At 47.0% G+C, this 21897-nt stretch carries 23 protein-coding genes; 10 read left to right on the forward strand and 13 right to left on the reverse strand.

The genetic code is table 11. The features are described 5' to 3' along the window. The 7 genes from HUX74_RS01275 to HUX74_RS01305 all read right to left on the reverse strand — a co-directional run bounded on the left by HUX74_RS01275 (nt 1) and on the right by HUX74_RS01305 (nt 4761). Nucleotides 1–507, reverse strand: a complete 507-nt coding sequence (locus HUX74_RS01275) for an HAD family hydrolase (protein ID WP_120137058.1) — start codon at nt 505–507, stop codon at nt 1–3. Then, nucleotides 508–1083, reverse strand: coding sequence for a serine O-acetyltransferase (locus HUX74_RS01280; RefSeq protein ID WP_174646064.1), 576 nt, complete (start codon nt 1081–1083; stop codon nt 508–510). Between the two features lie 2 nt (nt 1084–1085). Next, nucleotides 1086–2126, reverse strand: a complete 1041-nt coding sequence (locus HUX74_RS01285) for an N-acetylneuraminate synthase family protein (protein ID WP_120172768.1) — start codon at nt 2124–2126, stop codon at nt 1086–1088. Next, the gene (locus HUX74_RS01290; protein WP_174646065.1) at nt 2126–2878 is read right to left on the reverse strand and encodes a cytidylyltransferase domain-containing protein; all 753 of its coding nucleotides are present in this window, start codon (nt 2876–2878) and stop codon (nt 2126–2128) included. Before HUX74_RS01290 ends, HUX74_RS01285 begins: the two co-directional genes overlap by 1 nt. Nucleotides 2879–3051: 173 nt before the next feature. Next, complete coding sequence (locus HUX74_RS01295) at nt 3052–3663, reverse strand: N-acetylmuramidase family protein (RefSeq protein WP_254592822.1); 612 nt, start codon at nt 3661–3663, stop codon at nt 3052–3054. 35 nt (nt 3664–3698) lie between these two features. Beyond that, a complete protein-coding gene (locus tag HUX74_RS01300) occupies nt 3699–4187 on the reverse strand; it encodes a UpxZ family transcription anti-terminator antagonist (RefSeq protein WP_120172769.1) in 489 nt (162 codons plus the stop codon). A gap of 37 nt (nt 4188–4224) precedes the next feature. Then, nucleotides 4225–4761, reverse strand: coding sequence for a UpxY family transcription antiterminator (locus HUX74_RS01305; protein ID WP_008663192.1), 537 nt, complete (start codon nt 4759–4761; stop codon nt 4225–4227). Between the two features lie 1162 nt (nt 4762–5923). Between HUX74_RS01305 and HUX74_RS01310 the strand changes: the two genes are divergently transcribed. Both HUX74_RS01310 and HUX74_RS01315 read left to right on the forward strand, forming a co-directional pair. Then, a complete protein-coding gene (locus HUX74_RS01310; protein WP_022401485.1) occupies nt 5924–6271 on the forward strand; it encodes an SH3 beta-barrel fold-containing protein in 348 nt (115 codons plus the stop codon). A gap of 40 nt (nt 6272–6311) precedes the next feature. Further along, nucleotides 6312–7136, forward strand: coding sequence for a DUF4373 domain-containing protein (locus tag HUX74_RS01315; protein WP_174646067.1), 825 nt, complete (start codon nt 6312–6314; stop codon nt 7134–7136). Nucleotides 7137–7263: 127 nt separating this feature from the next. On the opposite strand, the gene HUX74_RS01320 is transcribed toward HUX74_RS01315, so the two are convergent. Together HUX74_RS01320 and lipB are read right to left on the reverse strand one after the other, a co-directional pair. Continuing rightward, a complete protein-coding gene (locus HUX74_RS01320; RefSeq protein WP_057097939.1) occupies nt 7264–7860 on the reverse strand; it encodes an ACP phosphodiesterase in 597 nt (198 codons plus the stop codon). Next, a complete protein-coding gene (lipB, locus tag HUX74_RS01325) occupies nt 7857–8528 on the reverse strand; it encodes a lipoyl(octanoyl) transferase LipB (RefSeq protein ID WP_371808700.1) in 672 nt (223 codons plus the stop codon). Before lipB ends, HUX74_RS01320 begins: the two co-directional genes overlap by 4 nt. A gap of 111 nt (nt 8529–8639) precedes the next feature. Between lipB and HUX74_RS01330 the strand changes: the two genes are divergently transcribed. Next, nucleotides 8640–9473 carry an AraC family transcriptional regulator gene (locus HUX74_RS01330; RefSeq protein ID WP_119961861.1) on the forward strand — a complete coding sequence of 278 codons (834 nt, stop codon included), beginning with the start codon at nt 8640–8642 and terminating at the stop codon, nt 9471–9473. A gap of 5 nt (nt 9474–9478) precedes the next feature. Here HUX74_RS01330 and HUX74_RS01335 read toward each other — a convergent pair whose 3' ends face one another. From HUX74_RS01335 to HUX74_RS01350, 4 genes are all read right to left on the reverse strand, one after another. Next, entirely contained in the window at nt 9479–11173 is a 1695-nt protein-coding gene (locus HUX74_RS01335; protein WP_174646069.1) for a heavy metal translocating P-type ATPase, read from the reverse strand. Between the two features lie 70 nt (nt 11174–11243). Further along, complete coding sequence (locus HUX74_RS01340; RefSeq protein WP_119992822.1) at nt 11244–11555, reverse strand: heavy-metal-associated domain-containing protein; 312 nt, start codon at nt 11553–11555, stop codon at nt 11244–11246. Between the two features lie 28 nt (nt 11556–11583). Then, complete coding sequence (locus HUX74_RS01345) at nt 11584–13800, reverse strand: TonB-dependent receptor domain-containing protein (RefSeq protein ID WP_174646070.1); 2217 nt, start codon at nt 13798–13800, stop codon at nt 11584–11586. Nucleotides 13801–13883: 83 nt separating this feature from the next. Next, nucleotides 13884–14282 carry a hypothetical protein gene (locus HUX74_RS01350; RefSeq protein WP_057253292.1) on the reverse strand — a complete coding sequence of 133 codons (399 nt, stop codon included), beginning with the start codon at nt 14280–14282 and terminating at the stop codon, nt 13884–13886. A gap of 138 nt (nt 14283–14420) precedes the next feature. Between HUX74_RS01350 and HUX74_RS01355 the strand changes: the two genes are divergently transcribed. The 7 genes from HUX74_RS01355 (at nt 14421) to HUX74_RS01385 (ending at nt 21895) form a co-directional block, all read left to right on the forward strand. Beyond that, complete coding sequence (locus tag HUX74_RS01355) at nt 14421–15287, forward strand: DUF3298 and DUF4163 domain-containing protein (protein ID WP_119992825.1); 867 nt, start codon at nt 14421–14423, stop codon at nt 15285–15287. A gap of 37 nt (nt 15288–15324) precedes the next feature. Then, nucleotides 15325–15945 (forward strand): 16S rRNA (guanine(527)-N(7))-methyltransferase RsmG, encoded by a 621-nt coding sequence (gene rsmG / locus HUX74_RS01360; RefSeq protein ID WP_117600572.1) that lies wholly within the window; start codon nt 15325–15327, stop codon nt 15943–15945. A 35-nt stretch (nt 15946–15980) separates the two neighbouring features. Further along, on the forward strand, nt 15981–16619 hold the full coding sequence (locus HUX74_RS01365; RefSeq protein WP_117600573.1) for an MBL fold metallo-hydrolase: 639 nt from the start codon (nt 15981–15983) through the stop codon (nt 16617–16619). A 31-nt stretch (nt 16620–16650) separates the two neighbouring features. Further along, a complete protein-coding gene (gene gcvP, locus HUX74_RS01370; RefSeq protein ID WP_174646071.1) occupies nt 16651–19500 on the forward strand; it encodes an aminomethyl-transferring glycine dehydrogenase in 2850 nt (949 codons plus the stop codon). Next, nucleotides 19479–20162, forward strand: coding sequence for a hemolysin III family protein (locus HUX74_RS01375; RefSeq protein ID WP_117600575.1), 684 nt, complete (start codon nt 19479–19481; stop codon nt 20160–20162). Before gcvP ends, HUX74_RS01375 begins: the two co-directional genes overlap by 22 nt. A gap of 117 nt (nt 20163–20279) precedes the next feature. Then, nucleotides 20280–21104, forward strand: coding sequence for an ABC transporter ATP-binding protein (locus HUX74_RS01380; protein WP_174646072.1), 825 nt, complete (start codon nt 20280–20282; stop codon nt 21102–21104). Then, nucleotides 21101–21895, forward strand: a complete 795-nt coding sequence (locus HUX74_RS01385; RefSeq protein WP_081027275.1) for a hypothetical protein — start codon at nt 21101–21103, stop codon at nt 21893–21895. Before HUX74_RS01380 ends, HUX74_RS01385 begins: the two co-directional genes overlap by 4 nt. Nucleotides 21896–21897: the final 2 nt, after the last annotated feature.

Below are 21897 nucleotides of genomic sequence, written 5' to 3' on the forward strand. Positions count from 1 at the left end.
CTATTGATTTGCTAATACTACATTATCTATGATTGAAAGGATTTTTTCCTCCCCCAAAATAGCCTCAACAAACTCACGAAACACACCTTCACCGCCTTTTTTGGATAGCGTAATATTTCCATATGACTTCATATAAAATGGTGCCGAGGAAGGTACTCCACTGGTACCCACACTTCTAAGAACAGCCAAATCGTTGATATCATCCCCAATATAGGCCACTTCAGATAGTGAAATCCCTAAATCAGAAATAAGCTGATTAACAATCTGCATTTTGTTTTTAACTCCAAGAAAGCAGTAATCAACTTTCAATTTATCCGCTCGGCGTTTTACTATTTCCGTATTCTCACCAGTAATAATGCCAACCGAGATATTACATGCATGAGCAAACAAAACACCTGCGCTATCATAGGTATTAAATTTCTTCCATTCATCGTCTGTACGATTATAATACATGCCGCCATCCGTCCAAACGCCATCTATATCAGTTAGTATCAGCTTGGGTAACATTTATCTTTTATTTATTGCCGGAGTACCTACAAGTATGGCATTGGATGGAAAATCAGACATAACCAATGCATTAGCCCCTATAACAGAATTATCGCCAATATGAATTGAACCAAGAATTAAAGAACCGGCATACATGGTAACATTGTTACCAATCGTAGGACGTCCTCCATTTTTGTCTCCAATTGTACAATTTTGATGGATAGTAAAGTTGTCTCCAATATGTGCTCTTGCTCCTATGACTGTGCCAACTCCATGATTAATTCTAAATCCTTCTCCTATCTCAGAAGAATAATAAATTTCTATCTGTCCAATCACTCGGCCTAACAGAGAATATAAGTCCGCCGCCCCGCTTTTGTAAATATTATTCGCTATTCGATAACAAAGAACTGTTTGCAACTGTGGCGTAAGAGACAACCTCTTAATGTCAATCACCCCTTCATACCATCTATTATAGTCCGATTGAAACTTAGCCAAAGCATCGTCTATTAGATGTGCCGGACAATCGAAAGAGTAATTGGATAAATAACAATTACTCTTCCATTGATTGATAAGTTGAATGACTTGAATTGATTTCATTATTATTGAATATACTTAAAGTAAATAATCTCATTTACAGGAATGTCTTCACGAGCCGTTTTTCCCACCACTTCATTTAGTTGGTTCCATTTAAAACCATCTCCAGGACTTAACATATGGAGGTCTTCCTTTTTTATTATCTCACCTTTCTTAATGTGCCGTTTACTCGCAATAGAACGTTCTAATTTTATTTTAGAATTAATTACACTCTTATCAATATAGAGCTTTTCCTCTCCCAACCAACGTTCAGCTATTCTAATATCACGAACCATGCGATTTACTCCATCAGGACCCAATGAACCAGCTTGATCTGTACCTTTCATATGGCGGTCGATAGTAATATGTTTCTCAATGATTTCCGCACCCATCCCCACTGCTACTATAGGAGCTGAGATGCCAACCGTATGGTCCGAGAATCCTATTCGGTATTGTCCATAATGCTTTTTTAAGTATTCAATTGTACGAAGATTTAGATTGTCTGGATGCGTAGGGTACTGAGAAACACAATGTAAAATTGATATCTGTGAATGATACTTGGTAATCACTTCCAAAGCATCATCCAGTTCTTTCTTTCCAGCCATTCCCGTAGAAAGAATAATGGGAATTTCTGTTTCGGCCATTACCTCCAAAAGAGGAAGATTTGTCAAATCTCGACTTGCTACCTTTAAATAATCTGGAGTAAAAAGTTTGAGAAGAGACATACAGCCTTTTGCACACAATGTTTCTACAAAATCAAGCCCCTTTTCTTTTGCATACTTATATACTTCATAATGCTCCTCATCTGATAATTCAAGGAAAGCACGATGTTCTCCATAAGTACGCCCAAAAGAATTAGGTGTATCGTAGATGCGATTCATCTGTGAAGTTGTTAATTCTTCGTTTAAATCTCTTTTGGTCAACTTGACCGCATTCATTGGCTTAAGTTCAATATTAAAATCGTCTTCCCTTACCGGACGAGCAATCAACTCGACAATTAATTTCGCAATATCCACTGAGCCGTTGTGATTTTGGCCGATTTCGCCAATAATATAGGTATCTTTCATTATTTGCTGTTTTTTTCGATTTGATTCTTCATGTCATCATAATAAGTCACATGATTATCTAAGTAGTTGATTATCTCAGAGATTTTGGGATAGGGATTAGTCATACACAAATCACCATAGATCTTTGCGGCATTGTCAAAATCTTCTTTCGTGTCTATTGTTAGACGTATGTTAGGATGGTTTTGCAAATATTCAGGCCCTTCAATCCAACCAATTCTGAAAGATTCGGGATGGGTATAAATATAATTGGTAACATGCTCATGATATAATTTTTCTGTCGTAATTGCGCTTATTTTCTTTAGTGCATCCAGCCGGACATATTCAGTCCAAAAGCCATAATGAGTTTTAATCGAAGGCGAACCTGAAATCTTAAAACTTACATAGTCATATTCTTCTGAGACAGATGAAACATATTGAATAAGATTTTCGATAGAATCTAATTCCAAAAAAGGATTATCAGAACAAACACGAATCAAGTGCTCTACACCTAAATATTCAGCAGCATCTATAAAACGTTGGAGAACATCATTCTCTGCCCCTCGAAAACAAGTTATACCATATTTTTGGGCAACCATCTCTAATTCTTTGTTTTTTAAATCAATAGATGTTGCTAATACCACATTTGCATGAATATGCAAAAGCTTCTTAATTAAAAGGTCAAGTATTGTTTCTCCTTGATAAAAAGGAAGCAAAATTTTCCTAGGTAAGCGAGACGAGCCTAATCGGGCTTGGATAAAAAAAGCGAATTGCATTTTACACTATATTTATTATATTGAGAATTGTTCTTACGAATATAATACTCACTTGAACACGGGAGCTGTACTCAAGAATGCGGTGATAGTAACCTTTATCATGCGAAGTATAATCATTTTGAGTATAACGACTAAACCAATTATTGGTCAACATTCAATTTAGACGTATTATTTTACAAGCTGTATTTCTGATAAGCTGCCTCCAACTTCACGTCATAACGATTCTGCGCATACGCCGGTCCGTTATAGCATTTAGCAAACACTGCCCAATCCCTAGCCTGCAAAGCCTGAAGCATCTGGCTATTCTTCTTAAGAAAATTAGCAGTAAGTAATAGCTGTTTGAATTCGCTCTCGCACATGCTACGTACAAAACTTTCTATGCTTTCTTCTCCACAAGCCGCATAGTTAAAGCCCATAATCTGGAACATACCCCAACTGGCGGAAGCATCTGCCGCTTCACGATTTATCTTACGGGCTTGCTCCAAGCGGTCATATTCGCCAATACCACCTTTATAGTGTCCTTTTTCCCATTTAGGATAAAGGATATTCCCATTACCTTTCACATAATCTTCAGGATTACGCCCCCTTTTCTTCAACTGGGTCCAAAAAATATGCCCCTCAAAAAGAATGGCAGGCCTTCCGGGAGAAAAAAAACCTCCCCTACCGCCGGTTTCCACTTGCTGAACAGCCTTCAATGCTGCAGGTTCACAGCCCAACAGTTCGGCTACTTGGGTGAAATCCTCATCTATCAGACGCCCACTATTTGATTTTTCAATGATACTCATACACATTTATATTTATAAAATCCATTTTATGGATTTTATTCGTCAATATATTCCCAAGGATAAGGATTATCCACCACATTCTGAAACTCATCAACGGCCTCCCGTTGTTCGGCAGTCAGCAATGCAGCATCCCAAGAGGCAATGATGGAGTGAGCTTCATCCGCCAAAGCCTCATCGAACACCTCCCCATAGCAGGCAGTAAGCAGACGGAGCTTCAGCAAAGATGCGGGAAGAGTATCCAGAACACCCCAGCAACGGTTCAGAACTTCCTGTACATGCTGCTGTTTCTCGCCATGGTCAATGAACGAAGCGTTGTAACCCATCAGGAGGGCAAGGCAGACATTCGCCTGCTCCTCCATCGTAGCACCCCAGGTACCCGAACTATACAGAACTGCAGTCTGGTGATAAACCTCACCATTACGACGCGACAAGTCATCACTATAAATAGGACTCCCGTCCATACCCAAATACATCAGATCGTGCGCGGCACGCTGAAGGAGAAGTGCTTCTTCTAAAAGAGACATGAGTAATAATTAAAAATTATAAATTAAAAATTAAAGATTAGCGGATTACTTCGATGAGGTCCGGATGAATGGTGGCCATGGCAACAGCAATGACACCTTGTATCTCTATAACCACACGGCGGTCACGTGCCCCCTTTACTTTCAGAAAAATACCCTCCTGCCCTGCAAAGTCACCACCCGTAATACGGACTCTAGTTCCTTTCGACAGATTCAACTCTTCGGGCTGGAAATAAAGCAAATGGTCGTTATAGGTTCCGGCAACGGCGATGAAGCGCTGCATCTCATGGTCGGGAATAATTATCTTCTGACCACTGCGAGTATCGGTTATATATTGCAAATAAGTAATTTGAGACTTAACACGCTGTACGTCGGAAGGACGTGCATGGACAAAAACCAGATTACGGATGACGGGAACCAAAGTACGAACTTTCTTACCCTTACGGATACTTACCTTATATTGCATGGGGACAAAACAGCCGAGGTTCTCCTTCTCAAGAAGATGCACCGCATCAAGCTCCCTGCGGTATGTGGCACGCATGGCATGCCAGACTTCAACCTCGTTATCCGTTTCCATTTTCGTTGTTTTGTTCACAAAAGAGTGTTCCTCTGGGGCTTTGAACCCTCGGTATATACCTGGTATCCAATCATTTGCGAGCACATTATGTAAAATACAGCAAGCATTGTGCCCTTCTTGCCAACAGTTTTTTTGCAGTTCGTCATTACCTTCTGGTAAGAGACTATAAACGAACGGATTACAAACAAAAAGCGTTTTTTAAACGTTCGTTTAATGGACGCAAAGATAAGACTGTTTTTTATATCCTCAAAATGTTTAATAAAAATATTTTGGAAAACCCATCGTATCTCAGTTTAATCTACAGTAATTCAATATATTAAGTATCTTATTTAATATTTAAAATTTCCATTCCCTTTTATTAACTCATTCCCTATTTCATTTCCTGAAATTTGATGTCCATTAAACGAACGTTTAAAAAACACTTCCAAGTCAAAGTCATTTCCATTTATATATCAACGCATTAACCCATCATAAAGATAAAACCCAGCTTTTTATCTCCATCCTTACTCTGCAAAAACAAAAAACTTGATATACCTTTGCATTTATTTTACAAACTACAGTAATTTTAATTATTAACCCAAAAACATTAGAAAATGAAGGCAAAAGAGACACTCCAAAGTAAGGAAAAAAAACAAAAAGAGACACCCTTAAAACGGATGTAAAGCACGGCATATCAGCTCCTAAAGCAGGAGTAGGACGTCCCTCAAGCGGGGAGGTTATAGGAATACTGCCACAATATAGGAAAGAAGTCATTAAAGACATCATCCTATGGAAAAAATCAAGATACTTTATAGAAGAAAAGCCGACAAGCAACAAGGCATTGGCACAATGGGCATACTCACATTTCGACTTCAGAACGCCAGACTATAAAAGACTGTCAGAAAACACTATAATACAAGAGTTCGGTGAAGTGTGGCGGGAAATGAAGGTAGCAGGAGAAATATAGGGAATAAAACAAAAAAGGGCAGAAACCACGAAACTTATTGACAATAATTAAATATAAACAACTTAAGGAATAAACCCTTTATCTTTGCCGCCACTTTGGTAAGGATGAAGCCACACCGCCTATAGATGCCGCTTTCTCAACGAATGCGGCATCTTTTTTATATATAAGCGTACCTCCTGCCAAACTAATACAATTATTAATTTTAAAGACAACAAGATGAGAAAGTCGACAAAGAACGCTTCACTTCACGAAGCACTGAGAAACCTATGGAAAATACGTATCATGCTGGAAAAGAACTACACGGAAACATGCGCCACATGGATGGCCCGACGGATAGAAAGCCTGATAGACCACATGCAATACGGACACGCACTCATAGCCTACCACAAGCAGGACGGGACATTCAGGCTGGCGAAAGCCACCTTACTGCCCTACAAGGCTGACTTCAGAAGAGATTATGACATCACAAGAGTGACAAGCACCATAGCCTTCTGGGATGTGGAACTGCAAGCATGGAAAACTTTCCAGCTGGAGAACTTCCTCGAATGGAGCCCCATATGCTAACCATTAACCATTAATCACTAATCATTAAACACTAAAAACAATGGCCATGATGTACGGGGGAATGCTATACTTCCCCCTCAAAGTAAATCTATTCGAAGAGATAGCAGTGGAACTGGTGGAAGCCAGGTTCGGACTGAAAGGAACGGCGGCGGTAATGAAACTGCTGTGCAAGATACACAAGGAAAACGGATATTACCTGAAATGGAACACGGAGCAATGCACACTGTTCACAAACAAGGCGGGAAAGGACATCAACGAGCAGGAGATGCAGGGAATCGTGGACATTCTGGTGGAGAAAGCTTTTTTCGACCCCAAAACCTATAAGGAGCAAGGGGTACTGACCTCTACCGAGATACAGAAGGTATGGCTGGAAGCCACCAAACGAAGAAAAAGGGACCTCACCACCCTGCCCTATCTGCTGGTAGAGACGGAGGAAGATAAACCGGACAAGGACAAGACTTGTACGCAAAAACGGGAAAATTGCACGCAGGATGCGGACATTTTCCCCGAAAATGCATGCAATTCCAAACAAAGCAAAGAAAACAAAGCAAAAGAAAGTAAAGCACTTCCCCCTCTTACTCCCCCGGGGGAAAGCGGAGGAGCGCAGGGGAATCCTGAGCTGGACATTCCCGGATATGCCTACAACAGGAATACGCACAACCTGGAATGCCTCATGCTGAATCTGGAAAAGCTCTACATCACCGACCGGGAGGAAATCAGGAAGATTCTGAAGTTATCGGACTACGGCAGGCTGGGAAACTACGTCTGGAAAATATTCAATGGGACGAACTGGAGCAAGGTGAACAGCAAGGGAGGGTACATCATCTCGGTACTGGCAAGAGAGAAGCGGAGTACGGGAAGTTGATTCCACAGGGCACAAGCTATCAATAACATGTCATGCAGGAAATCAATAACGTGTGATACAAAAAACAAATATCGTGCCGGCAGGAAATTAATTCCTTGCCGACACGATATGAATTTCTTCTTCGTCCTTAAAACTGTACCTTATAATTATGCCGGTATTCAGTGCAAAACCTCTGCAATTCAATAAAAAATGGCTGGAACACAGCAAACAGTTCCTCATCGTGCTCTTCAAGGTAACGAATAGCCTTGTCTACGGATATATCAATATGATGATATTCCACCATGATGTTCAAAGACTCTCTTATTCCGTTCAGAGTGGCGTATTTCCGCAAACGGTCGGTCAGGATAAAATGCCAGATGAAACGTTTGAACCGTACCGGAAGATAGCGGTAATTGATGAGGAGGGAAAGATAGAAAGTCCGGGTATACCTCCTCAAGGAAACCCCGGAGAACGACTCGAAACGGGAAGCCAGCAAATAATCGAAATAAATATCCAGCAATACCCCCGAATACCGTCCGAATTCTGGTTGAAGCCTATGCACCACCTCGCAGACAGCCGGATGACGGTCGGTATAGTCGTCAATAGCGCGGTGAAGCTGAATACCCTTGGCTATATCCGGCGGATAATTCTTATAGGAGCTTCCCTTTACGGCATCGCCTACAAAATTGCCCAACTGTACTTTTCTGTTCGAACCGGAAAGGAATATATGTGCCAGATAGTTCATGACAAAAGATTTACCAGCTCCTTGCAAAGACGCTCCTTCACCTCCTCCATCGGCACCTCGTGTCCCAGCTCTTTCTGCAAAGAAGTGACACCCTTGTCTATGAATCCGCAGGGATTGATATAGCTGAAATAACGTAAATCGGTATTCACATTCAGTGCCAATCCATGCATGGTGACAAAATGGCTGCTACGCACGCCGATGGCACAAATCTTACGGGCACGGGGAGTATCGCCCTCCAGCCATACGCCCGTTGCCTTCTCCATGCGTCCGGCCGCGATGCCAAACGAAGCACAAACACGGATTACCGCCTCTTCCAGCAGATGCACATATTCCTTCAACCCCAAAGAAAAGTCGTCAAGGTTCAGAATAGGATAGCAGACCAACTGTCCCGGACCATGATACGTAATGTCTCCGCCACGGTCAATATGATAGAGCGTAGCCCCTATCCTGCGCAGTTGTTCTTCTCCCAGCAGCATATTCCTTTCTTTTCCGCTACGCCCCAATGTATAGACATGGGGATGCTCGCAGAGCACAATATGATTGACATAGCACTCTCCTGCCTGCTTGGCATGTACAAGTGCGTCAAACCATTCCGTCTGCCGGCTCCATGCTCCGGCATAAGGGATCATGTTCCAATCTGATATTTCCAGTTTCATGCAAGCAAATATAGCACTTTTTTGAATTCTAAAAAGAATATTTCATTTTAAAAACAGAATGTCTTCCGTTACTTTTTTCCCGGAAAAGAATTACCTTTGTGCGAACTCTAAACGACAAAGCGTATGGAATTTCCCCAAGTCGACCTGCCAGTAGACATGATTGCATGGACTGAAGTAACGGAAGACATTCTAAACATATACAAACAGTCGTGCCGTCTGAAAGCATGCATCTTTGCGCTATGCATAGAAGGTTCCATCACCGTATCCATCAACCTGATGGATACGGAAATCAAGCAAGGGGACTTCATTACCCTGCTTCCCGGAACCATCATACAGTTTTACGAACAAAAGGAAAAAGTATGCCTGGGATTCGTGGGGTTTTCCTCCCATTGCCTCAATGGGGTCAACCTCATCCAGTCTACATTGAGCTCTTTCTCCAACATACTGGAGTATCCGGTACTGGCTGTCAACCCTACCGTCGCCTCCTATTTCAAGGACTATTTTGCCTTATGGGCACGCATCACGACCGGCCCCTACCCTCCTGACACCAAAATGGCACAGAGCGCTCTAAGCATGCTCCTCAGTGGGGTGGACAAGATGTATTGCCACCGTCCGCAAATGCAAAAAGGGAACAAGAGCCGGAAAGAGGAAATATGCCACGAACTGGTGCAGCTCGTCATCGAAAACTATACCCGCGAACGCCGCGCGCAATTCTATGCCGACAAACTGGGCATCTCCCTGCAACACCTCAGCACCACCGTGAGGCAGGTGACCGGCAGAAATGTATTGGACATCATCGCCCACGTCGTCATCGTAGACGTGAAAGCCAAACTGAAATCAACCAATATGACCATTCAGGAAATTGCCTATTCCCTGAATTTCCCCAGTGCTTCCTTCTTTGGAAAATACTTCAAGAGGCACATGGGCATGAGTCCGCTAGAGTATAGGAACAGCTGAGAACATCAGAACCTGGAACTCAGACGAAGGCTGCTCAAAGCCACGGATACACAGGAAAGAGCCATGGCAGCACCTGCCAGCGCAGGGCTCAGCAGGATGTCATAGACGGGATAGAGTACTCCGGCTGCGACAAAGATACCCACTGTATTATAGATGAAAGCCCAAAACAGATTCCGGTACATGAGGCCCACAGTCTGGTGAGACAACCGGAAAACTTTGGGCAACAGCAGCAGGTCTGAAGTCCTGAGAGTAATCATGGCGGTGTCCATCAACGTATCGGTCCCCTTTCCCATGGCAATGCTTACATCAGCACAGCTCAAGGCTTGCGCATCGTTCACGCCATCACCTACCATGGCGACCGTTTTACCCTGAAGCTGTAGCTTATGGATGAAATCCTCTTTGTCATCGGGCATAGCATCGGCCACAAAACGCATGATACCCAAACTGCCGGCCACGGAAGAAGCTGTACGCTCACCATCTCCCGTAAGCATGCATATCTCGATGTCCTGGGTACGCAGTTCCCGGATAGCTTCCATAGAAGTCACCCGCAACTGGTCCTTGATGGCAATAACGGCAAGTAAATCGTTCTCACGCCCAAAGTAGACAATACTGTTTCCGTACGATTCATATTGCGTCAGCATATCGGCCAGGATATCCGACAAATTGGCCTGATAATCTTTCAGCAGTTTATGGCTTCCTACCCAATATTCCGCACCTTGATAGGCCACTCTGACACCTTTTCCGGCAATGCTTTCGAAACCGTCCAGATGGGCAGGGATAACCTGCTCTTCCCCTTCCAGGGCCGTAACGATAGCTTCCGCCAGAGGATGGTCCGAAGTAGACTCGGCAGCAAGCAGTACATCTTTATAATGATCCTCCTGCCCTTGCGCCCACAGCCAGCCTATTACCGTAGGATGCCCTTCTGTCAGGGTCCCGGTCTTATCGAATACCACCACATCCACATTGCGCATCTGCTCTAAAGCGGAAGTATCCCTGATCAGGATATGATTGCGGGCGGCTTTATTGAGGCCAGCCGCCAAAGCTACGGGAGTGGCCAGCCCTATCACACACGGACAAGCCACCACCAACACGGACAAAGCGGCAAACAGACCGTGTGACACTACACCTATGCCTCCGAAGAACACCCATATAAAAAAGGTCAGCAGGGAAACGATGAGAATGACCGGGACAAAAAAACCAGCGACGCGGTCGTCAATGCGTTGCTTCTCCGGCAGTACGCGGGCTGCGTTATGCTGCCAGCCTCCCAACCGGCGGATAGCCGCCGACACAGTTCTCCGGGCACGTTCCTCCATAAACTCGCCAGTCAGGGAAAAGGCGATGATGACGGCGGCAACCCCATAATAGACATGCGGTTCCAGCCCGATGCCCAGCCAATAATCCGGAAAGAAAGTATTGAACACACTGAACAGAAAAGCCACAGAGGTGGTAAGTGCCACCAGACGGTCTATATTGTTGCGGCCCGACCGGGTTCCCTTCCAGGCACCGGCATAAAAAGGAAAGCCGAAAAACAGCAGTACCGGAATTGCCAGTACCATCTGTATTTCACGGGTATAGGGTATATGCACAAAGACTGTAGAAAACAGTATCAGCACGATGGCAAAAAGCCATGCGCCGACGACACGCAATTCCGTGCTGTGCATATCCAGCACGGGATGCGCCTTAGTAATTATATTGCTCATTCGATTTATTTTTTAGATGATTGTTGTTCCGCTTTAATAAAGCAACAACCGGAATGAGCAGTTTGTTCAATTACTTCTTATCGTCCTGCTTGGTTTCCTTGACAAACTCCGCTTCATAATGGAACTTTTGGAAACCTTTTTTCAACTTTTCCACATTGGTCTTGTCGGCATCATACGTGATGGTTACCGTCTTTGTCTTCAAGTCTGTGTGGAAGTCCTTCAGTCCCTTCTCAAAACGGATGTTATTGTTTATCTTCCTTACACAGTTCTCACACTTCATCTGTGCCACCTTGAACACGGCTGTACGGATGTCTTTTGCCATTGCGGCAGATGCCCAGAAGAGTACAACTGCCAAAGTCATTAAAAATCTTCTTGTTTTCATTGTTTCGCTATTGATTTAATAAATAATATTATATTCTCGGCAAGTTAAAACGGACACCTACATAGGCTTTTGCTCCATGCATCGGTCCCCACACCATCGTAGCATCAAAGTTGCTTCCCCAGGGATCGGAGGCATCGATGATAGGATTCTTCTGTTTGAAGTTTGTCAGATTCTCGCCACCGATGTATATAGACCAGCGACGGAAATAGCGCGTCACCTGTGCGCTCAACTGCTCGAAGCCGCCATAGCGCCTTTCCCACGACCAATTGCCGTCTGTCAGTTCGTATGGAGCCGGCATGCGCCCGCCACCGTTCAGTTGCAAAGTTACATCAAACTGCCACAATCCCAAAGGTGTCTGATAAGAAGCCGTCAGCAAACCTTTATATTTGCTGGTAAGGGGTTTCTCCATCAGCTCTCCGTTGTAATTCGTCTTGGCATCCGTCCAACGGTAAGCCGCGGTAAAGGTGAAACCCGGGAAGAACGGATAGCTTGCCTCCACCTGCACTACCTGCGAATAGGAACGGCCGTGAAGGTTGTAAAACAGAACGGCATGCGGGTCCGTATCCATGTCTACCACCACCTGCTTGCTGAAATCCGTGTAATAGTATTCCGCATTCAGGTTCAAGGTTTTGCCGAACAAGGGAATATAGGCGGAAGTGCTTGCGCCATAGTTCCAGGCCTCATCCTGGTCAAGACGTTTGGCGATGTCTATCCGGCGGCTACTTGCCAGCAGGTAGTTATTCTCGGCCAGCACATGGTTCGTGCGGTATCCTTTTCCTGCCGAAAGACGGAAATGTACATACTCGTTGGGATTGTACTTCACATGGAAACGCGGGGTGACGAAATAGCCGTACTCGTTGCTATGGTCGCCGCGGATGCCACCCATCAGCACCAGTTTATCGTCCCAGTTGTAGGTGTACTGCACGTAGGCGCCGGGGACGGCTTCTTTGGTGAATTTCTTCGTCAAAGGCTGTGCGGCGTCATTGTCCAGGCGGTAGCGCTGGTCATAGGAGTCATAGTTGAAGCTCAGTCCGGCAGAAAGGCTTTGACGCTTGGTCAGTTCCGTCTCGAACAACAAGGAGGCATAAGCATTGTGCTGGTCTACGTCGTAGATTTTCCGTCCGTACAAGGCATCCTGCTTATGCAGGGAGCCGGAGAGGATCAATGCCAGGTTAGTGTTCTTCTCCTTGTTGAATATATAGGCGTTCTTGGTGAAAGCTTCGTAGCGGTCGGTGCCTATACTTATCTTATAAGGGTCTGTCAGAGGCATTTTGCCATGACCGACTTGTCCGCTGTTGCGGTCTTCCGTAAGCACTTTGATGCCTGCTTGGAAAACGTAGCGGTCGCCCATGTATGCCCAGCGGTTCCAGAGGTTGTACTGCTCCACGCGGGGGATGTCGGCAAAGCCGTCGTCGTTGCTGTCGTGAGCTTTGGTCTCATTCTCGTAATGTGCCAGCAAAGAGGTGCTCCAGCGTTTGGAGAGTTTCACCGTGGCATCGGCATTGGCTTCATAACGGTTGGTGCTGCTGGCAAAAAGGTTGGCCGAAAACCAGTCCGCTTCGGGCAACTGGGGTTTCTTGAATTCCACATTGATTTGTCCCGTGATGGCCTCATAGCCGTTCTTCACGGACGAACTGCCCTTGCTCACCTGAATGCTCTGCATCCACGGCCCAGGGACATAGCCCAAGCCGTAGGGGGCGGCAGAGCCGCGGTAGTTGGGGACATTCTCCGTCATCATCTGCACATACGTACCGGACAAGCCCAGAAGCTTGATTTGCTTGGCACCGGTGGCGGCGTCAGAGTAAGTGACGTCCACCGAAGGATTGGTCACAAAACTTTCTCCCAGGTTACAGCAGGCAGCACGGCTCAGCTCGGCGCTGCTTATCATATCTTCGTTCATCACACTGTTGCGCAACTTCATGGTGCCCAACTTACGGCTGACCACATTCACCTCGCTCAGTTCCACCCCTTCGCGCAAGACAATGTCGAGCGTCTCATTGCGGTTACTGACGTGTATCGTATCATTCTCAAAACCGATAAAGCTGACTACAAGCATATGCTTGTCATTGGGTTTGGACAAGGAGAAGGTACCGTCTGCCGAAGTGGTGGTTCCTTGAGTGGTTCCCTGCCAGAAGAGGTTGGCACCCGCAATCGGGTCGCCCAAATTATCCTTTACCGTTCCCTTTACCTGCGCCTGCAAGGGGATGAAAGAGAACAGAAGGATGGCTATCAAACTATATTTCATTTCTGTTTTATACTTAAAGAAGTGATTAAAAAACAAACAATTCCCTCCGGACAATTCATGTCATTGCCCCGTATAAAACAACACTAAATGAGAAGCGTGGAATAGAGCGCCAGATAATGACGCGAGCCGACGACATATGGCGGTGCCCCGAAATGCACTTCCGGAGTGCAGGCCACTTGCGGCAAGGAGTAATCAAACAGCGGCAGTTGCTCACAAAACAGTGTAAGGGATGGCACGAACGAAGCAGACTCGTGTGCATGTTTCACGAAATCCACCTTGTAGTAGACGGCTGTACAACCGGTATCCTTGCACGTTTTTTGTGAACCACGATGTGCATGATGGCATTTGGAACAGCCGGAGGTGCAGCAACTTTGTGTCGTCTCGCATCCGGCACAGCAATACTGAACTACAGAAATCCCCACTCCGCTTATAATGATAAGAGAGGAAAAGAGTACAGCCAGTATGTAACGGAGTTCCTTCATAAGCGCTGCAAAGATAGAAAGTTTTAACCGTTTGCCGGAATTAATTTTTCCTTTTTTATGCCTGCAGTTCGTTAATAAGTTCTATATTTGTCGATAAAGTTTTTTGATTGATATGTTGATTTATAAACGAAACTCAATATGAAAAAGCAAACTGTCAGCCTACTTGTCCTTCTGCTTGCGGCAAGCGGCCTTTTCTTTTCCTGCGGTAACACCGTGAACAAAAACGCATACGCGTTGGAGTTCGACAGTATACAAGTAAACGAAACCGTACATCTCTTCGGAGACACAGCCAAGCCGGCCTGCAACCTCATCCTCAACGTTGCCTATGCCAGCCAGTCATCCGACGTAAGGCTGAAAGACAGTCTGAACACCTTCTTCCTATCTGCCTGCTTCGGCGACAAGTACATGGCGATGACACCCGAAGAAGCTGTCAAGAAATATACGGAGAAATATGTCGGCGACTACCGCAATGACCTGGAGCCGATGTACAAGAAAGACGAGGAGGACAAACAGGACGAGCAGAGCATAGGAGCCTGGTATTCCTATTATAAAGGAATCGAAAGCCATGTGCAGTTGTGCAATACCTTAATACTGACCTACCGTATAGATTACAACGAATATACCGGCGGCGCACACGGCATCTATATGTCCACCTTCCTCAACCTCGACCTAAAGACCTTAAGCCCCATCCACCTAGGCGACCTCTTTGAAGGCGACTATAAGGAAGCGCTGACCGACTTGCTTTGGAAACAGCTGATGGCAGACAACAACGTCAGCACCCGCCAAGAGCTGGAGGACATGGGCTACGCCACCACCGGTGACCTGGAGCCTATCGAGAATTTCTATCTGGACCCAACGGGAATCACCTTCTATTATAATGTATATGAAATTGCCCCATACGTAATGGGAGCAACCAAAATCACGTTGTCTTATGAGGACATAACCCATCTGATGAACAGCGAATTCGTCACCTTGAGCAATACGATAAAAGCAGGCGACCAATAGGAACCGTAATCAATTGTCTATCAACATAAAATTCACAATGGATTTAATACTCAAATATTTCCCGGACCTGACGGAAGAACAGAAACGGCAGTTTGCCGCCCTCTACGACCTCTACATGGACTGGAACTCTAAGATTAATGTCATTTCACGCAAAGATATAGAGAACTTGTACGAACACCATGTGCTGCATTCTCTGGGCATAGCCAAGGTAATCCGCTTCAGACCGGGGACACAGATTATGGACCTCGGCACGGGAGGAGGCTTTCCGGGAATCCCGCTGGCCATCCTTTTCCCCGAAGTACAATTCCATCTGGTGGACAGCATCGGAAAGAAAGTACGCGTAGCCTCCGAAATAGCCAACAGCATCGGGCTGAAAAACGCCACCTTCCGTCATGCCCGTGCAGAAGAGGAAAAAGGGAAGTTCGACTTTGTGGTGAGCCGTGCCGTGATGCCGCTGACAGACCTGCTGAAGATTATCCGTAAGAACATCTCCCCAAAACAGCAGAACGCATTGCCCAACGGACTGATTTGCCTCAAGGGGGGCGAATTGGGGAACGAAACCATGCCCGTCAAGAACAAGACCACGTTGTGGGACCTGAAGGAGTTCTTTGAAGAGGAGTTCTTCGAGACAAAAAAAGTAGTGTACGTAGGGTGTTGAGAGATAGTTGAGGTTTAGAAATCTAAATACATAATATGAAAATAAAGAGATTCGAATTTAATATGTTCCCGGAGAACTGTTATGTGCTTTGGGACGAAACCAATGAAGCGGTCGTCATTGACCCGGGCTGCTTTTATGAGGAAGAAAAGCAGGCCTTGAAAAACTTCATTACCAAGAATGGGCTGAATGTGAAACATCTGCTGAATACCCATCTGCATCTGGACCATATCTTCGGCAATCCTTTCATGCTGAAAGAGTTCGGTCTGAAGGCCGAAGCCAACCAGGCCGATGAGTTCTGGATTGACGAAGCGCCGAAACAAAGCCGCATGTTCGGCTTCCAGCTGCAGGAAGCCCCCGTGCCCCTGGGCACTTATCTGCACGACGGAGACATCATCACCTTCGGCAATACGAAACTGGAAGCCATCCATGTACCGGGACACTCACCGGGCAGTCTGGTGTATTATTGCGCGGCAGACCACTGCATGTTCTCGGGGGATGTGTTGTTTCAAGGCAGCATCGGCCGTGCCGACCTCACCGGTGGCAACTTCGACGAACTGATAGAACATATTTGCAGCCGTCTGTTCATCCTGCCCAACGACACGATTGTCTATCCCGGACACGGAGCGCCGACTACCATAGGAATAGAGAAAGCGGAGAATCCGTTCTTTCGGTAAATATACAGCAAACTTTTAAATCATTACAGCCATGAAAAACGACCTATTGGCCTACCGCCACATCGGCATCAGCGAAAAAGACGAGGAGAAGATGCTCCAAAAAATAGGAGTGAAAAGCCTGGACGAGCTGATTGATAAAACCATTCCTGCCAACATCCGCTTGAAAGAACCGCTGGCTCTGCCCAAGACAATGACAGAGTACGAATTCGGACAACATATTGCAGGGCTGGCTGCCAAAAACAAACTTTACACAACCTATATCGGTATGGGATGGTACAACACCATCACTCCTGCCGTTATCCAACGGAATGTATTCGAGAACCCCGTTTGGTACACTTCCTATACCCCCTATCAGACCGAAGTCTCACAAGGACGCCTGGAAGCCTTGATGAACTTCCAGACTGCCGTATGCGACCTCACCGGCATGCCCCTTGCCAACTGCTCCCTGCTGGACGAAGCGACTGCCGCAGCCGAAGCCGTGACGATGATGTATGCCCTGCGTCCGCGCGACATACAGAAATCGGGCGCCAACGTGGTATTTGTAGACGAAGCCGTCTTCCCGCAGACACTGGCAGTAATGACTACCCGCGCCATTCCGCAAGGTATCGAGCTGCGTATAGGAAAATACCATGAAATGGAATTCACACCAGACATCTTCGCCTGCGTACTGCAATATCCCAACGCCGCCGGCAACGTGGAAGATTATCGCGCCTTCGTGGAAAAAGCCCATGCAGCCAACTGCAAAGTGGCCGTTGCCGCCGACATTCTGAGCCTCGCCCTGCTCACCCCTCCGGGAGAATGGGGAGCTGACATCGTCTTCGGAACCACACAACGGCTCGGTACCCCGATGTTCTATGGAGGGCCGTCGGCAGCCTACTTTGCCACCCGCGACGAGTACAAGCGCAATATGCCGGGACGCATCATCGGCTGGTCGAAAGACAAATACGGCAAGTTGTGCTACCGCATGGCGCTGCAAACCCGCGAGCAACACATCAAGCGTGAAAAGGCGACTTCCAACATCTGTACCGCACAGGCACTGCTGGCTACAATGGCAGGCTTCTATGCCGTATATCATGGTCCGGAAGGCATCCGCACCATTGCAGAACGCATCCACAGCATTGCCGTATTTCTGGAAGAAAGTATCAACAGACTGGGGTACAAGCAGGTCAATGCACAATATTTCGACACGCTCCGCTTTGCACTGCCCGACACCATTTCGGCACAGCAGATACGTACCATCGCCTTGAGCAAGGAAGTGAACCTGCGTTATTTCAAGAATGGGGACGTAGGTATGAGCATCGATGAGACTACGGACATCACTGCCGTCAACGTACTGCTCTCCATCTTTGCCATTGCCGCCGGAAGGGATTGGGAAAAGGCAAGCGATGTACCCATGGCAAGCAGCATCAGCGCGGAGATGAAACGCCAAAGCGCCTATCTGACACACGAAGTATTCAACAAATACCATACGGAAACGGAGATGATGCGCTATATCAAGCGTCTCGACCGCAAGGACATCTCACTGGCACACTCCATGATTTCCCTCGGCTCGTGCACCATGAAGCTGAACGCTGCCGCAGAGATGCTTCCGCTCAGCCGTCCGGAATTCATGAACATGCATCCCCTGGTGCCCGAAGACCAGGCCAAAGGTTACCGCGAACTGATAAGCAACCTCAGTGAAGAACTGAAGATAATTACCGGCTTTGCCGGCGTCAGCCTGCAACCCAACTCCGGTGCGGCAGGCGAATATGCCGGACTCCGCGTCATCCGCGCCTATCTGGAAAGCATCGGGCAAGGACACCGCAATAAGGTGCTGATACCGGCATCCGCACACGGCACCAACCCGGCTTCTGCCATCCAGGCAGGCTTTACCACTGTGACCTGCGCCTGCGACGCACAAGGCAATGTGGATATGGCCGACTTGCGTGCCAAAGCGGAAGAAAACAAGGATGACCTCGCCGCCCTGATGATTACCTACCCTTCCACACACGGTATCTTTGAAACGGAAATTGTGGAAATCTGCCACATCATACATGCCTGCGGTGCGCAGGTATATATGGACGGCGCCAATATGAATGCCCAAGTAGGCTTGACGAATCCCGGCTTTATCGGTGCGGACGTCTGCCACTTGAATCTGCACAAAACGTTCGCCTCTCCTCACGGCGGCGGCGGACCGGGCGTAGGCCCCATCTGCGTGGCAGAGCATCTGGTTCCGTTCCTTCCGGGACACAAATTGTTCGGCAATGCAGCCAACCAGGTGTCCGGAGCTCCCTTCGGCAGCGCAGGTATCCTGCCCATCACTTATGGCTACATCCACATGATGGGAACGGAAGGACTGACGCGTGCCACGAAGATAGCTATCCTCAGCGCCAACTACCTGGCAGCCTGCCTCAAGGATACGTACGGCATTGTTTATCGCGGTGCTACCGGCTTCGTGGGACACGAAATGATATTGGAATGCCGCAAGGTGCACGAAGAGACGGGCATCAGTGAAAACGACATCGCCAAACGTCTGATGGACTACGGCTATCATGCCCCCACCCTCTCCTTCCCGGTACACGGCACACTGATGATTGAACCGACGGAAAGCGAAAGCCTTGCCGAACTGGATAACTTCGTGCAGGTGATGCTGACCATCTGGGACGAGATTCAAGAGGTAAAGAACGGCGAAGCCGACAAGACGGACAACGTGCTGGTGAATGCCCCACATCCCGAATACGAAGTGGTAGCCGACACGTGGGAGCACAGCTATACCCGCCAAAAGGCAGCCTACCCGATAGAAAGCGTGCGCGAAAACAAGTTCTGGGTGAACGTGGCACGTGTAGACAACACGTTGGGAGACCGTAAACTGTTGCCCACATGCTATGGATGCTTCGACTGATGAAAAGAAAGCGTAACGGACTATTTTATAGTAAAAAAGAAGAAACCATCAATTCCATCTCCCATGGCATCGGCATTGCCATGGGAGTAATTGTAAGTACACTATTCCTGATAAAATGCTACCAAGCACAGAATCTTTGGGCAGCATTCGGTGTATGGCTCTATCTGTTCGGTATGGGCGGCTCCTATCTTGCCTCCACACTCTACCACTCCCTGAAACATCATAATCCGTGGAAACGACGCTTGCGGCATTGGGACCATGCAGCCATCTATTGGCACATTGCAGGCAGTTATTCCCCCATCACACTCATTGCATTGAGAGAGGACGGCGGTTGGGGCTGGGGACTGTTCGGCTTCGTCTGGCTATGCGCCATTATCGGCACTGTTGTCAGCTTCCGCAAGATGGAGGAGCACAGTTACGTGGAAACAGTGTGCTACATCTTGATGGGGCTGTCCGTACTGGTAGTATTCAAGCAGCTTTTCGCCCTCTCCCCCACAGCCTGCTACTGGATTATTGCCGAGGGGGTATGCTACATCACGGGAGCTGCCTTCTACTCCTTGCGCAAGGCACGGTACATGCATTCGGTTTTCCATTTCTTTGTATTGGGCGGTTCAGCCTGCCACATGGTGGCTGTATGGGACATACTGGTGAAGATGCTGTAAGCAAACGGCAAGCGCACAACCGCTAAAAGAAGTTAATAAGCATCTCTCCCCCTTGCTTTTCTCCATAACTTACCCTACGTTTGCAGTGTTGTACATCAGTACAACACCAATAAAGTTATGATAACGATAGAGAACACAAGCTACGGTTACAAGTCCAATCCACTTATTTTCAACAATATATCTTTGGAAATAGGAAACGGTATATATGGACTTCTGGGGGAAAACGGTGTAGGCAAAACGACGCTGATGCATCTCATCTGCGGACTACTCTTCCCCAAAAACGGAAAGTGCAGTATAGACGGAAGAAACACGGCGGAGAGACAGCCCGAAGGGTTGAACCGTTACTTCTTCCTGCCCGAAGAGTTGCAGATGCCAACCGAGAGTATCGCCAGCTTCGCTGCACGCCATTCCGTATTCTATCCACATTTCAATCAAGAAGAATTCGAGCTGAACCTGGAAGAACTGAAAATCGACCGGAAACAAAAATTCTCTTCCATCTCCTACGGACAACAGAAGAAGGCAATGCTGGCATACGCCTTTGCCCTGCATACTCCATACATACTACTCGACGAACCGACAAACGGGCTGGACATCACTTCTCGCCAAGCCTTGAAGCGTATCATCAGCCGCAGCATGGACGATGAAAGCACGCTGCTCATCTCCACCCATCAGGCACACGATTTCGAGAACCTGCTGGACCACCTCATCATCCTTGGCAAAGGCGAAATATTACTGAACCGTTCGCTGGACGAAATCAGTAACCGGCTTCTCTTTGCCCGGACAAGCATTCTGCCGGAAGAAAGCATCTACAGCGAAGAGAATCTATCGGGTTATTTCTCCATCATTCCCAACGAGGACGGAGAAGAGAACACACCGGACATCGAGCTGCTGTATAAAGCGGTGCTGCAACAACCGGAAAAGATACAGAGCATGTTTCAATGAAAATCCATCATACAAACAGAACTATGAACGCAACTTTTAATCTGAAACGCTTCCTGCTACTGGAACAATATAAAAGGAATGAGACCGGCAGGCACCTGCTTTGGTCAGCAGCCGTCGTATCGTTCATCTGCATCCTGTGCATTCTCTACGACATAAACCGCGGTGGAAGTTACTACGGCAAACATACCTCTGCCACCGAATTCTCCCGCTACGTACTATGTTTTATCCTCATGGCCCCCTGCCTGCTGGAAACAAAATTCAGCAAACGCAGCTCCACTCTCGATATACTGCTGCCGGCATCGGCATTCGAGAAGTTCCTGCATATCTGGATAAAATACCTGCTGCTGCTTCCCCTATTCTGCAGCCTGCTGATAGCCTGCCTCAAAGGTCTGCTGTCCTTAAGCGGCAGCGAGTTCCTGCAGTATTTCGCAACGCACATCACGATGTTCCGGATACACAACACCCAGATACTGACCTATGTAATCCTGCATGCTTCCGCCTTCATCGGCTACTTCGCCTTCAGTCGGCAAGTCCTGCTGAAAAGTTTCACCATCTTTGTAGGCTCCATTGCCGTCTGCATAGGAATTGTAACTTTTGTGGCCTCCCTCATGCCCGAAGCCAGAGCGGACGGATACTGGATGGATAACATTGCCACATGGCCCCACACCAACTATCCGTTGTCGGCCGGTGCACAAGCCATTGTGACTTTCTGCAATTATGCGGCTCCCATCAGTGTGCTGCTCGGTTCATGGGTATCGAGCTACTTCCTGCTCAAAGAAAAACAACTGTAGCC

The organism is Bacteroides sp. Marseille-P8574 (assembly GCF_902825465.1).
Classification (GTDB): domain Bacteria; phylum Bacteroidota; class Bacteroidia; order Bacteroidales; family Bacteroidaceae; genus Bacteroides; species Bacteroides uniformis.